We start from the raw sequence: 13,797 nt of genomic DNA, 5'->3' as shown, positions 1-13,797 counted from the left end.
GGTAAACTCCTGTTGTTGTGCTTAGTTTACCAAGTTTACTTGTACGGTTTCTTCAGCATAGCTCACATAACCTGCACCTCGCAGGGGTTTGGTGACGACTATTTTGTAATATTGCTCTACCATTAAGTAGATATTGATGATAAATTCATTCATGGGCATCTTATGACTCCTTTGTATTCTTGGTCGAAAACAATAGATTATTGAGATGCTCTTTTTTTTCAATCCTTTCTGAAGTTGAAAGTGGGATATGTATATAGCCTGCTACCCTAAAAACTATAGATATACTTTTTATTAGTTTAGAATATTAGACCATATAGTTTTCAAATTTTCTTCAGAATAGATCATTGATGAAGTGATAGCATTTTTACTCATGCTATTATAAAAGTCATTTCCTTTTAATAAAAACTCTAGCTTCTCAACAAATGATTCTATATCATTATCCTTAACTAAGAAACCGTTGTATCCATCTTTAATAATTGCTCTTGGCCCAACCCTTACATCATAAGCAACAACTGGTGTACCTTTTGACATAGACTCTATAAGCACCATTGGTAAGGCTTCCTGTAAAGATGTCATAACATATACTTTAGATGCCTGTATTTCTTTAACCGTTTCTTCATTAGAAAGATATCCTGTAAAAACTACAGAGTCACTAATATTTAAAGATTGTGCTAGTTGGATAAGATTTTCTTTTTCTTGACCGTCACCTACTATTTTAAGTATATGGTTTTCATTATTAACTACAAATTCCTTCCAAATAAATAGTAGCCTATCAAACCCTTTCTCTGGTGATAACCTTCCTACTGATATAATTTGGTTCTTTCTCTTAATATCTTTTATAAATTCTTTAATTGTTATAAAATTAGGTACAATTAAGCATTTTGTTTTTTTATTTAACGCGTTTAACTCAGGCTCTATTTCACTTTTTAATTCTTCTGTAAGTAATAACAAATAATCTATATTATCGTATCTATACTTTATATCCTCTAAATATCCTTTATATTGACTATAATCACAATGTAACTGCGCAATTAGCTTGTTACTGTCTTTTGAATACTTGCTTATTATTGTATTATGCGGATTTCTAGTTGAAATAATAATACTATTTTCAATGTTTTTAATAGATCTGATAAACATTTTATTGTACAGGTAATGTTGGGAACACCTTATATAGAAATCCTTTATGAACTTTCTTAAAGAAATTTTTTTCAAACTTTCCTTTAACGAAGCAGTTTCTTTAGGCAACTTATCTGTTAAATATGTAACTTTTACTCTATCATCTAAATAGTAAACAGGTTCGCCAGTATAATAAGTACACAATATTTCGACATCATAATTCATTTTAATAAACAAGTTGGAGAGATTACAGACTACTTTTTCTATTCCACCATGACCAAGATAAGTGTTAGTTATGTATATTTTTCTCATACAAGTTCTTCTTAATTATTTTTAGGTTTGATTGTAAGTATAGTTGAAATACTTTAAAGTCGCTACAGTGCTACTGGGATAAATTTTTCGAAGCCTCTGGAGTGCAATGCGCACAGCAAGCGAGAAAAATTGATACCAGTAGTACAGGACTATTGATGTATCGATTTTACTTTTCATTGACTATAGTAATGAGAGTAGTTTTTATATATTGTGTCGGTTTTATTGGATTCGTACTATATCAGTATATAGTCGATTCCATTTAAAAAGAATATAATCCTTCTAAGATAAGTTCTACGAAGCGCAAAGCAAGCAGATAAAATTTATCTCAGCAGAACGCTATTTTGAACGTACCTCTTTTATATTGAACTGACTATAACTATTGAGAGATTCTACATTAAAATTTTTAACATTTTCCTAATTGAAAACACTGATGAAACTCTAAGCATGGTCTGCCATCTTTTTAAATTCTAGATTATTTTCGACTAGGTAATCATAAGTACCTGAATCAACTATTCTGCCTTGTTCCATAAAATAAATTAGATCACATTTTTGTACTGTTTTTAGACGATGGGCAATCATAATGATGGTTTTCTGACCACTGAATTCATGTATGGCATCCATAATTATTTTTTCTGTAATGCCGTCTAATGCACTAGTCGCTTCATCAAATACTAAGACATCTGCCTCATGATAGAGAGCTCGTGCGATACCAATACGTTGACGTTGACCACCTGAAAGCTGTACCCCTCGTTCACCTACTTTAGTATTGACACCATCAGGAAGCTGTTCAACTAGTTCTGTTAAATGGGCAAGTTCGAGCGTCTTATGAACTTGCTCTAGATCAATATCTTTAGTAGGTAAACCAAAAGCAATATTTTCAGCAATTGATCCTTCACTTAAAAAGATACTTTGTGGAACAAAGCCTAATCTATCTTGCCAAGCGCGTTTATTCTCAGAAGTAATGCAAATATTATCTGCATGTATTCGACCGCTTTGTGGTGTCAGTAGGCCAAGTAGTAAGTCTATCAAGGTAGACTTACCAGAGCCGGTCGAGCCTACTAAACCAACGACACTATTAGCTGGAATGTTCATAGTGACACCGTTCACGGCAGGTTTCGATTTACCAGGATAACTAAAGCTAATATTATCTAAAGTAATACTTTTTTGTAAATCCATATGGGCAGGTATTGTTTCTTCACTGATAAAGCCGCTAACATTAAGTGATCGTTCCAAATCTTCTTTGACTGCGTCAAACGCCGCTAAATTACCTTTGATTTGTGCAATACTAGAATAAATTTGTTGCAAAGCTGGCAACAATTTAAATGCAGCTAATGCGTATACTGCTAGTATCGGCAACACAGCACCTAAATTACCGTCATGCAGCTTAATCAGTAGCAGCACTAAGCCAATCATAGTGCCAAAAGCTATTAGCTCCATAAAATAGCGAGGTACTTGACTAATACCTGAATTTGTTCCTAGAGCACGAGAAAAAATTCTTCCACTTTCTTCAAAACGTTTGACAAAATCATGACTACGATTGAGTAGTAGGACATCTTTAATGCCACCAAACCCTTCATTCATCAGCCGAAAACGATCAGTGGAAACTTGAGATATTTCTTCGCCATTAGAAACTAACTTCTTACGGACAAGTTTGTATAGTAAAAAATAAGCTGTAGCAAATATAAGCAAACCGACTATCGCTATAATAGGATTATAAATCAGGATGCTAACGGATATGAGGATAGCTAAAACTACTTTTGCATTTAACTGCATCAGTGGCTGAATTATCCCACCCGTTATACGCATAGCTTCTGTAGATACTTGCTTGGTTAATTGGGCACTACTGCCACTGGCATGAAATTGCCAGTCTTCTTGCATATAGTAGGCATAAAGACGATCAGCAATTTCAATACCTACGCTAGCACCATAAAGCCCTAATTTCCAAATCGTGAACATAGAGACTATAGTAGAGGCAGTTAGAGCAACTAGTACTAGTAAACCCGTATAAAATACAAAATCCATAGGATCAGTTAAACCAGACATTTGATATAGCTCAGCAAATACATTGCTTTTCTCTAGTATAGAAATGTCACCTACTAAAGCCATAAAAGGCGCTATAGAGGCAATACCTAGCAGCTCAGTAAAAGCCATAACAACGACCAATACTTGCAACATATAAAACTGCTTTACTTGCTTAGCTGAAAGCAATGAAAAAAGCTGCCTGATTACTTTAAACATATTAATTCCACTGTAAAAATCAATATACTAAGATGCTACCTCAGCAATTTTATTTTTCAATTATAAAAAATTCATAGCGTAACAGAGTTAAAACCTTGCTAATATCAAAGTAATTAAAATCACTTTAGCGTTTTCATATAATCCTGTTAAACAATCTCTTCAATTTTTGTATTTACATCTATTGCAAATGCATTAGGTGTTCCATTCTGATAACCATCTACAAACTGCTTAAACTGATGCTTTAGCCAAACTACGTCAAACTGTTTTTGCTTCTCGTTTAGCTCAAACAGTACTGTTTCAATATCAGCTAATGGGTAGCTATGCTCTATCGCTTGCATGATAAGAGGATGATCAGTAGATTCGACATTATCTTCACCGATGATCAGCTCTTCATAGAGTTTTTCGCCAGCTCTAAGACCAGTAAAGATCACCTCAATATCACCATTTGGATGCGCGGCGTCCTTAACATCGAAGCCACTTAAATGTATCATTCTATGCGCTAAGTCAACAATCTTGACCGGCTCGCCCATATCTAATACAAACACTTCTCCGCCAGATGCCATTGCGCCTGCTTGGATGACTAAATTTGCTGCTTCTGGAATGGTCATAAAGTAACGTGTGACATCAGGATGGGTCACTGTGATAGGCAGACCTTTTTGGATTTGCTTAGTAAACACTGGTACGACAGAACCAGATGAACCCAATACATTCCCAAAGCGCACCATACTGATACAGGTTTGGCTATCTGTCTGACTTAAAGCTTGGCAGACCAACTCTGCTAAACGCTTAGAAGCACCCATCACATTGGTCGGGCGCACGGCTTTATCTGTAGAGATAAGTACAAATGTCTCAACATTCGCTTTAATAGCAGCGCGGGCACAATGATAGGTGCCTTTGGTATTATTAATAACGCCTTCAAAAGGATTGTGCTCTACCATCGGCACATGTTTATAAGCAGCCGCATGATAGACTGTCTGTATGCTATATAGCTTAAATATTCTCAGTAAATTGTCTTCATTGGTGACATTACCGATGACAGCGACGATTTCAATGTCTTGATAAATAGAATCATTGGCTTGTTTCGCTATTAGCTCCTGATGGATGCTATATAGTGCAAATTCAGATAGCTCATAGAGTACGATACATTTTGGCTGATTTTTAATCACTTGACGACATAATTCGCTACCGATAGAGCCACCAGCGCCCGTCACCAGTATGCACTTATCTTTAATATTCAACTGCAACAGCTTCGCATCTGGCTCGACAGTCTGCCGATCTAGTACATCTAAGATATCGACTTTACGCATACTGCTAACAGTGACTTTTTCATCAGCGATTTCTTCTAAGCTTGGCAGCTCTTTTATTTTGATAGCAATGCCCGATAATTTATCGATAATCTGCCTTTTTTGCCCACGGCTTATAGAAGGAATCGCCAAAAAAACCTGCGCAATATCAAGCTCATCGACCAAGCTTACCAACTCATGAGCAGGATAAATCTTTTTGCCAAGTAAATAAGCACCAGTAAGCTGTGGGTCATCATCAATATAGGCCACGACATTATACTTATGAGAGTTTTTCAAACCTTCTAAAAGCTCTTTACCTGCCTCTCCTGCGCCATAAATAACGACGTTATCATAACTGTCATCGCCATCATACTTATGTTGCAGCCTTTGACCTTGCCATCTTGCTAGCAACTCTCTAATCGTTAAGCGGCTATTCCATAGCCATATAAAAAACAGAAACAGATATAAGATAGGTACTGCACGAGGGATGCCAGGTAGCAATTTAAAATATAAAACGGTTTGGGCAATGATGATGAGTACAAAGAAAAGCTGTAATACGCTACCCATCATCGCATCAAAGAACCCACGTGCCACGCCATTATAAAATCCAATAGCATATAGACATAATACAGGAATTAATGCACTAACGCTTAATAACCATAGACTCACATGATGGTCTAGATATCCGTAACGTGCAGCAACGGCAAAGAACAGACAAACCACTGACATAATAAAGTCAGCTGTGATCAGAATACTGCGCTTGATACTTCTGGGTAGACCCAACAATATACTGGCAGTACGCTCGGCAAGATTATCAGACTGTACAGAAGAGACTTTATTTTTTGTCGTGATGGTTTTTGAATCTATTGGCATAACAGGCAACTATTTTGTTTAAATACTGACAATCAAGGTAATACAATAGGATCAAAATACATCAGTTATTATTGCCATAAGCATAGCTATAGTGATAACTGTATTTGCTCAGGATGCCTTGTTGTACATCATTTAAGATAATACCATCTACTTTTATATTGGCTTTGTTCATCTGATTGACAGCATAAACCAGCTGTCCTTCTATAGAATCATCATATCGTGTCACCATCAGCACTTTGTCAGCATGTTGCGCTAGTATCATGGCGTCAGAAGCTGCCAATATCGGTGGTGAGTCGATAATAATATAATCATAATGAAGATTTAACTCCTTCATTAATTGATCGAAGCTACCATTGGCTAATAGCGACGCCGGATTGCGAGGATGTTCGCCCCGTGGCATAAAATCAATATTATCAATCCCTGTTGCATGGATAAAGCTTGCTAGATGACCAGACTCTTGAGCAGCATCGACTTTTACTGGCTGAGTCGTACCTCTCGATAGATGCGTCGTATCTTGGGTTAAATAATCGGCCAAACCATTGTGTTGGTCCATGTTAAATACTTTATGCAACTCACCCAAACGCATATCCGCATCTATGATTAAGGTTTTTTTATCCAACTGCGCAAATACTTCTGTTAAGTTAGACGAGATAAAAGACTTACCGACCCCCGGACTTTCACCCGTAATCAAGATAACTTTGGCACGCTGACCGGCTCGCCCTTGGCTTGGCATCCCAAACATCAGGTTGGTTCTCAAACTCTTAATGGCTTCATAACTTAAGCTATTATTGTCTGCATAGGCCAGTAGTCGATTGGGTGATTTTTTCTTACCAAACCTTGTGAGCACTGGAGAACGAGGAATGGTTGCAATAACAGGTACGCCTGTCTTAGCCTCAAGACGCTCAGGATCTTTGACCACATTTCGAAGCATATTTTTGATAAGCACTAACATTGTACCGAGCATTGCTCCTAAGAGCATTGCTAGTATCATAATTTGTAGTTTCTTTGGCGCAATTGCTTTAAAGGTACTAATAGGTAGATCGATAATACGTGCATAACCAATTTGCCCAGCTCGAACAATTTTTAACTGTTCATAGTTTTTTAATAGAGTTAAATATATTTCTCTATTGATAGCGGTATCAGCAGAGAGTTGTAAAAACTCTCTTTGTATCTCAGGTAGACCTGCAACCGTATCATCTATATCTTGCTTTCTACCATTTAGTACTGTGAGCTGTTCATTGATTTGAATGACTAAGGGGTGCTCTTCTGTATAGTACGTAGTCAAATCAGCTTTCTTAAGCTTAAGTTCATTCAGTTGGACATCGATTTGCGAGTTTTCTGTTAACAACAACTCAGCTTCTTTACCAACATCAATCGTGCCATATTTTTTACGGAATCTATTGAATACTTCTTCGGACTCTTCCAATTTTTTCTTTAAGGTTGGAATCTGAGTTTCCATAAAATTAATTGTCTGAGTGGTCTCCTCAGAGCCACGCGATTGATTTTGATCTACATAAGATACAATAATTTGTTTTAATACTGATGTCACTTGCTGCTGATTCGGGCCTGTCATCGACATCTCAATGATGCCAGTTTGCTTACCTTTTTCAACGACAGAAAGCGCATTATTAATGTCGTTCGTTGTATTATGTAATGACTGCTTAGTGATATGAATAGGGTAGCCATCGGCTGGCAGATCATTTACTGTAATATGAATCTGGCCTTCTGTGCCTCTAAACTGATGCGCTTGACCTATCTGACCTTCAAAATCATCAAAACCATTACTTAAGACAAACCCTGTCGCAGAGCGCGTTAAGGTAAATGTTTGATTTAGATAATCTTGTGAGACATTAAACTGACTGACTTGTACTTTACCGTCTTCTGTTGTAAGTGAAACGCCTTCAGGTTTATTGATTTGGGTAGGAGTACTGCCACTGCTCACCCGATCCATAAACCCAATATTAGGATCTATAAGCTTAATACGCAGATGCAGTAAATTGACCACAGGCTCTAATATCATACGAGACCTAATGAGCTCTGCCTCTGTTTGGGCTTTACTAGCTTCTGATCCTATTAGCTCAGAGATATCTGAGCCTAACGCTGAAATGCCTTTTGATTGCTCATCAATCTGAATAAGTGCATCTGACTTAAAAGTAGGATTCACATACCGACTATACAAGACACCGACTATCAAACCCAAAACAGCAAAAAAGATGATTGTTTTCCAGCCACGTAAAACGGCAAAAAGTAGCGCCATTAAGTCGATTTCATCATTGTCTTCTTTAGCGGCAGAGTTTGATACATTCTTTGAATCTGTAGTCATAACGGTAGGTTCATCACTTAAGGTAATCGTTTAGTATTAATCTTTTATAATAATTATTTATTTTCAGCAGTCACTTAGCTGACTTTATCAGCCCATTGTTTTATACCTTCAACAATGTCTTGATGTGCAGTCTCAAATGCACTTAACTCATGCTGATAAGGATCAGCAATGTCTTTATTTATCCAATGGCCTAACTTAAAGGTTTTACCACGGCAAAAAGGCCAGCGTTCTTCAATCCACTTAGTTTGACCGTCTGACATAGTAAAAATCAGATCCACTTTTTTTGCCAATTGCTCATCAATTTGCTTAGCAACATGATTGGTAATATCAATCTGCTGCTTTGCCATAATCTCTATGGCAGCAGGATCAGCAGGATGCCCAACCAAAGCACCCACCCCTGCAGAGTCAATGGTTTTATTGGGAAAACGCTGCTTTAATAGTGCTTCTGCCATTGGACTGCGACAAATATTACCCACGCATACAACAAGAATATGATCAAATGCCATGATAGTTATTACCTATTATTTATAAGCCTGATAGACTTCTAACCGCGGACGTAGAAGGCAAGATAGAGCTAAGTACACGATTCCAACGCGTCAAACCAGTAGGATCTACATAAATAATATCATTGGCACGCATCTCAAAACGGTTGGCAAGTGCAAAGCTGGTAATCGTCTGCATATCCACATAGTAAATATCTGTCGTTCTTGTATTAAGATTATCGCGGACGACATATATCTTAGATGCATTGGCTGTATTAGAATTAAGACCGTTTGACTCTCCTAAAACTTGAGCTAGACTGATACCCTGCTCGCGAATAGGTACAGGCTCTACACGTCCAAACTCTCCTAGAACATAGACTTTATTACGGTCTTGACTGTTAACATGGATTGAATCGCCATCTTGGAGATAGATCTGGTTGGCAGAACTGCCCAGTTGACGTAAAGATTGTAAGCCAAGATTGTAGTTTACACCTCTGCGGTTAAACACGATATTGTTTGAATCAGCGGTCGGCGTCGCACCACCAGCCATAGAAATCGCACTGTATAACGAAACTGGTGCGTCAGAAATCGCAAATTCACCAGGTTTAGCCACTTCACCATCAATAAAAAATTTATTACCCCGATAATCAACGACTTTAACCTGTGGATCTGAAAACTTAAGATAGCGCTGTAGTTGTCTCTGCAAGTTCGCCGTGAACTGCGGCACACTCATACCTATCGCTTTAATACGTCCAACCAATGGAAACTGAACAAATCCCTGCTGATCTACAGGATATCCTGATGCCCCTGCCGATGTAATATCAGGATATCCAACCAATATAATACTAAGAATATCCCCTGCAGAGATACGATACTCTGCTCGACTAGAGTTCCTTATTAGCTGATTTAAATTGCTGCTTGGCAGCACTGCTTGTTTTGGAGGTAATGTCGCTAGGCTTAGCGGCTGGATGTTAAAATGAAGACCGTTTTCAGCGATAAACGCGCCATTTGGGGGCAGCTCACCTACTTGAAGACCTGCGTTGATACTAGAGCAACCTGAAACCAAAGAAATCATTAATAGACACGTTATACTTAGTAACTTTGATGAATTGAAAAACATAAAAAGACCTTTATAAATCATAGATATAAGTAGTGTCTAGCATTAAAGAATCAGACAGCCATATCAAAGTGTTACATTATGTGCAAAAAAACAAAACCATAATAACATAGGTGGTTAAATTTTGAACCATAATCATGTATTTTTGATGGAAATTGCGATTTATCGGAAAACGACTTATATAGAAAAATCCTAATATTTAGCAAAAATTATCCTATAGTTATTGCTCATCTAAATTATAAAAAAACTTCTCTTATTTATTTAACCAATCAATTTAAACCGACAAATGATATGAAAATTATTTGCCTTATTCAGATATTAAAATGGAAAATCATTTAAACATGATATCTATAACCCTTAGAAATAGCGTATAATATGCAGTCCAAATTTATACATTGAGAAATGTAAACCCACCGATTCAAGGAAATCGTTATGAAAGATGAAAAATTACAGAAAGCACTGGCCCGTATGGGACTTGGTTCACGTCGTCAGATGGAAGAAGTGATTAAGGCAGGTCGTGTAACCGTAAATAATGGTCCAGCAACCATCGGCGACCGTGTTGAGCAAGGTGATGAGATTCGCGTTGATGGTCGTCAGATCAAATATACTGCTGAAAATGAAAAACGTCGCCGCGTTTTAGCTTACTATAAGCCTGAAGGTGAAGTGTGTTCAGCCAATGATCCAGAAGGTCGTCCTACTGTATTTGAGCGTTTGCCAAAGCTCACTCATGATCGTTGGGTGATGGTTGGGCGTTTGGATATCAACTCAACTGGTCTATTATTATTTACTAACGATGGTGAAATGGCGCATCGTTTGATGCATCCTTCTAGCGAAGTGACCCGTGAATATGCCGTACGTGTATTGGGTGAAGTTACCCCAGATATGGCACGGGCGATGACTACAGGCGTCATGTTAGAAGATGGCATGGCCAAGTTTGAAGACATCAAAGAAGGTGGCGGTGAAGGCGTCAACAAGTGGCATCATGTGCAGCTTAAAGAAGGTCGTAACCGTGAAGTACGCCGACTATTTGAATCCCAAGGTCTTAAAGTCAGCCGTCTATTACGTACGAGCTATGGTAATATTGCGTTGCCAAAAGAGCTGCGTACAGGTCGATTCTTAGAGCTGGATAGAAAAGATATTAATACCTTAACAGACCTAGTGAACTTGCGCCCGCGTTATGGTACAGGCCTGCATGGCGCGGCTAAAGAAAAGCAAGAGCGTATCAAAAATAAACCGCTGAAAGCACGTCGTACTACTGACAGTCGTAGCGATAACCGCAGTGGTAGCGACAATCGTAACAGTAGTGCCAAACCAAAAACCAGTGGTAGTCCTGCCAGTCGCGGCACCCGCAATACTCGTGACCGCAACGATAAACGCTAATCTGTTTTAGATTTAACGTCATTATAAAAAGCTGCCAATGATATATAATCATTGGCAGCTTTTTATAATGACGTTAATGAGTATTCTCTAGCCACTGACATATTAGTGATTATGACTATCCATATAGCGCCTCATCACTCGCATATCTTGTAATTGCTGCTGCTCTAGTTGCTCTGACAAACTGTCTAAACGCTGTTCAATATTATCTAATATCTCTTGCAGCAACTTGCCGGCTTCCTCTCGTGATTGATGGTTAACGCTTTTAACATTTGTATTCATAATCGTTAGCTGATAATAGCTACTGAGTAGTTCAGGTAAACGTGTATCTAGCATCTTATGCAATACGAACTGTGGCTCGGTGATTTCAGGCGTCTTTGCTTGTGATTTTAGCTCTATTTGATAACGATGATAACTGGCTACCTTTTCATCGATACATTGCAGCTGGCGCAGCTGATTATCTGCTAAAGCTTTAAGATGCTTTTTATTAAGATTTAATCGTTGCCAGCTTATATTAGATAACGATAATGGTGCATTAGTATTTTGATAAATGAGTACACCTGGCGTAATGCCAACCGCTTTATGAAAAGCATGCCAGCCTTTTCTACTTAGATAAAAGACGCTCACTGTCGTTATGACACAAATGCCTATTAATACACTCATAGCAACTCACTCTTAATCGTTCAAACGTAAATTATTATCTCGACTATTTATCACTCACAATTTCACATCTTTATTATTAACAGTTTTATTATTAACAGCATCGTCCTATAGCTTTTCAATCCGCTCTATTTTAGTAGGATTAAGCAACTGCGTATTTGTATCTACTTTAGGGTTGTCAAAACGCTGTTGTAAATATCGATTGGTTGCCAGCAGTTTTTGTCCATCTTGATGATAAGAGGCGTTAAGTAATGCATCAAACTGGGCATTAATGGTTTTAAGTACATCCAACAGCGCCTCTTTGCCAGTGACATCAGAGTGCTTAATTTTGGTATTATCAACCAGTGTGCCATCCCCCACATCTAAGTCATGCAAACGGCGATAATCGGCTACTGCTTGTGGTACATGTTTATCCATCAGATTTTGAATGGTGATATAGGTTTCATTGACTGTATCTTTATCATCTATCTTGCCATCATTATTGGTATCGCCATAAATAAGGCGCAGCTTTTCACCTTTTTCATTAATTTGGGTCAATGCAGCTTTGACATCAGTTGGTAAGCTTTTTTCAGGAATATAACCCAATTGTGGCAGCGCTTTATACGCTAGCATTTTGGGTGCTGTCACTTTTTTGATACCACGATAGCCTAAATACAGACCTGCTGCGGGTAGCACTCCATATAAAACAAACATGACAAACATGGCAGTGATTTGAGTCATAACATCCTCCTTCTTATCCAATCGTATTAATTGGCAAATTTATTATTGTTTTATAGTCGGTGAAAAGTAATATCGATACAACACGTACTGCTGGTGCAAATTTTTCTTGCTTGCTGTGCCTACGCAGCTCGATGCTGCAAAAAATTTACACCAGCAATACTGTAGCGACTTTAAAGTATTTCAACTATAGATAATACTTAAGAGTTATTAAACAAAAAAATAAGGCTCTATTAAAGCCCTATATTGTTATGCATTGAGTTGTTTGTGTTTGCTGATACTTATTTTTTAGCAGAACAAGAAACTGGCGACTAATTTTGCGTACGGCTTTTGACATAACGATGGGTTGAGGCCAGACGATTCATCACCATTTGATGCAATTCCTCTAACAATTCATCGAGCTCGTAGTCAATCTCTAAAAACAAGTCTGTCAGCATATCGCCTGCGGTCATTTTACCCTGTACTACATTGTTCTTCGTGCGATGTGGACTAAAGCGCTGCAACTGCTCATAATGACGCAAGGCTTCTGGAATACTCTCTGATATTAGCTTATCAATGACAAACTGCCGCTCATTATGTTGCTGCTTTTGCTCATCATTAAGCTCGCTACTCCATTCGCGATAGCGTTTTAATTTGCCATTGATTCTATCTAAAATAGCAACTGCTTCAATTGGCATGGCATTTAGTGTGGCTGCATCGACCACATTCACAAGCTCAGTCATAATCGGACAGCGTCCATGTTTAAGATACCATAAGGTATCTGGGTCAAAAGGTGGTCTGTTACTCGGTCGTATTTGGGCACGATTGGACAAGTAACGATCGGTCAATGGCGTTGGGGCGCGAATATCAGACACTTGCGCTAAAGCATCGCAAATACGTTCGGTACGCTGCGGCTCAGTAAGCGGCGAAGCGTTAGACCTTGAAGTATTGACATCTTCTTGCTTATCACCACTATTACGATGGGCAACAGCATTTTTATTATTAATAAGTTTATTGGCAGCCACTTGCTGAGCATTTTTGGCAGCAGCAGCTGGCAGATCATCTTGTGCTTGCCCAAATGACTGTAGCATTCTTGTCAAACTTATGACCATAACTTTACTGTGCTCCTCGCCCATTTACCGATTGCATTCGACCATTCAATCCCTTATCTTAACAGCTTTTTGCCATACTACCAGTAAGCAAACGTCAGCATTCTGAAAGGATAAGACAGCCATCATGAATATCACCGATTGCAATTCTGGTTTTCTGCTTAGGATTTGTACCAAAGCTAAAGCATAGTCTTCTACTCAAAACCATTTA

11 protein-coding genes are annotated in these 13,797 nt (G+C 38.1%); 1 reads left to right on the top strand and 10 read right to left on the bottom strand.

The window, feature by feature from the left end; genetic code table 11:
• Positions 1-21: 21 nt before the first annotated feature.
• The 7 genes from AC0J5Y_RS03315 to AC0J5Y_RS03285 form a co-directional block, all read right to left on the bottom strand.
• Positions 22-159 carry a hypothetical protein gene (locus tag AC0J5Y_RS03315; RefSeq protein ID WP_475132177.1) on the bottom strand — a complete coding sequence of 46 codons (138 nt, stop codon included), beginning with the start codon at positions 157-159 and terminating at the stop codon, positions 22-24.
• A 132-nt stretch (positions 160-291) separates the two neighbouring features.
• Positions 292-1,428, bottom strand: a complete 1,137-nt coding sequence (locus AC0J5Y_RS03310; protein WP_475131503.1) for a glycosyltransferase — start codon at positions 1,426-1,428, stop codon at positions 292-294.
• Positions 1,429-1,866: 438 nt separating this feature from the next.
• Positions 1,867-3,666: an ABC transporter ATP-binding protein gene (locus AC0J5Y_RS03305; RefSeq protein ID WP_475131502.1), complete on the bottom strand. Its 1,800-nt coding sequence runs from the start codon at positions 3,664-3,666 to the stop codon at positions 1,867-1,869.
• A gap of 146 nt (positions 3,667-3,812) precedes the next feature.
• Positions 3,813-5,822 carry a polysaccharide biosynthesis protein gene (locus AC0J5Y_RS03300; RefSeq protein ID WP_475131501.1) on the bottom strand — a complete coding sequence of 670 codons (2,010 nt, stop codon included), beginning with the start codon at positions 5,820-5,822 and terminating at the stop codon, positions 3,813-3,815.
• A 61-nt stretch (positions 5,823-5,883) separates the two neighbouring features.
• Positions 5,884-8,145 carry a polysaccharide biosynthesis tyrosine autokinase gene (locus AC0J5Y_RS03295; protein ID WP_475131500.1) on the bottom strand — a complete coding sequence of 754 codons (2,262 nt, stop codon included), beginning with the start codon at positions 8,143-8,145 and terminating at the stop codon, positions 5,884-5,886.
• 74 nt (positions 8,146-8,219) lie between these two features.
• Positions 8,220-8,651: a low molecular weight protein-tyrosine-phosphatase gene (locus AC0J5Y_RS03290; protein ID WP_475131499.1), complete on the bottom strand. Its 432-nt coding sequence runs from the start codon at positions 8,649-8,651 to the stop codon at positions 8,220-8,222.
• 19 nt (positions 8,652-8,670) lie between these two features.
• Positions 8,671-9,702, bottom strand: a complete 1,032-nt coding sequence (locus tag AC0J5Y_RS03285) for a polysaccharide biosynthesis/export family protein (RefSeq protein ID WP_475131498.1) — start codon at positions 9,700-9,702, stop codon at positions 8,671-8,673.
• 474 nt (positions 9,703-10,176) lie between these two features.
• Here AC0J5Y_RS03285 and rluB point away from each other — a divergent pair, with 474 nt between their 5' ends.
• Positions 10,177-11,124, top strand: coding sequence for a 23S rRNA pseudouridine(2605) synthase RluB (rluB, locus tag AC0J5Y_RS03280; RefSeq protein ID WP_475131497.1), 948 nt, complete (start codon positions 10,177-10,179; stop codon positions 11,122-11,124).
• Between the two features lie 102 nt (positions 11,125-11,226).
• On the opposite strand, the gene AC0J5Y_RS03275 is transcribed toward rluB, so the two are convergent.
• The 3 genes from AC0J5Y_RS03275 to AC0J5Y_RS03265 form a co-directional block, all read right to left on the bottom strand.
• On the bottom strand, positions 11,227-11,784 hold the full coding sequence (locus AC0J5Y_RS03275; RefSeq protein ID WP_475131496.1) for a hypothetical protein: 558 nt from the start codon (positions 11,782-11,784) through the stop codon (positions 11,227-11,229).
• Between the two features lie 105 nt (positions 11,785-11,889).
• A complete protein-coding gene (locus tag AC0J5Y_RS03270) occupies positions 11,890-12,501 on the bottom strand; it encodes a hypothetical protein (RefSeq protein ID WP_475131495.1) in 612 nt (203 codons plus the stop codon).
• A gap of 308 nt (positions 12,502-12,809) precedes the next feature.
• Positions 12,810-13,568 (bottom strand): hypothetical protein, encoded by a 759-nt coding sequence (locus AC0J5Y_RS03265; RefSeq protein WP_475132066.1) that lies wholly within the window; start codon positions 13,566-13,568, stop codon positions 12,810-12,812.
• Between the last annotated feature and the right edge of the window lie 229 nt (positions 13,569-13,797).

Source organism: Psychrobacter sp. TS_SC_6 (genome assembly GCF_056156305.1).
The sequence above is the reverse complement of the archived record's forward strand: the minus strand, read 5'-3'. Positions and strand labels throughout refer to the sequence as shown.

Excerpts from the sequence above, each read along its gene's own strand:
- AC0J5Y_RS03315 (WP_475132177.1), bottom strand. The coding sequence starts at position 159 with ATGCCCATGAATGAATTTATCATCAATATCTACTTAATGGTAGAGCAA.
- AC0J5Y_RS03310 (WP_475131503.1), bottom strand. The coding sequence starts at position 1,428 with ATGAGAAAAATATACATAACTAACACTTATCTTGGTCATGGTGGAATA.
- AC0J5Y_RS03305 (WP_475131502.1), bottom strand. The coding sequence starts at position 3,666 with ATGTTTAAAGTAATCAGGCAGCTTTTTTCATTGCTTTCAGCTAAGCAA.
- AC0J5Y_RS03300 (WP_475131501.1), bottom strand. The coding sequence starts at position 5,822 with ATGCCAATAGATTCAAAAACCATCACGACAAAAAATAAAGTCTCTTCT.
- AC0J5Y_RS03295 (WP_475131500.1), bottom strand. The coding sequence starts at position 8,145 with ATGACTACAGATTCAAAGAATGTATCAAACTCTGCCGCTAAAGAAGAC.
- AC0J5Y_RS03290 (WP_475131499.1), bottom strand. The coding sequence starts at position 8,651 with ATGGCATTTGATCATATTCTTGTTGTATGCGTGGGTAATATTTGTCGC.
- AC0J5Y_RS03285 (WP_475131498.1), bottom strand. The coding sequence starts at position 9,702 with ATGATTTCTTTGGTTTCAGGTTGCTCTAGTATCAACGCAGGTCTTCAA.
- rluB (WP_475131497.1), top strand. The coding sequence starts at position 10,177 with ATGAAAGATGAAAAATTACAGAAAGCACTGGCCCGTATGGGACTTGGT.
- AC0J5Y_RS03275 (WP_475131496.1), bottom strand. The coding sequence starts at position 11,784 with ATGAGTGTATTAATAGGCATTTGTGTCATAACGACAGTGAGCGTCTTT.
- AC0J5Y_RS03270 (WP_475131495.1), bottom strand. The coding sequence starts at position 12,501 with ATGACTCAAATCACTGCCATGTTTGTCATGTTTGTTTTATATGGAGTG.
- AC0J5Y_RS03265 (WP_475132066.1), bottom strand. The coding sequence starts at position 13,568 with ATGCTACAGTCATTTGGGCAAGCACAAGATGATCTGCCAGCTGCTGCT.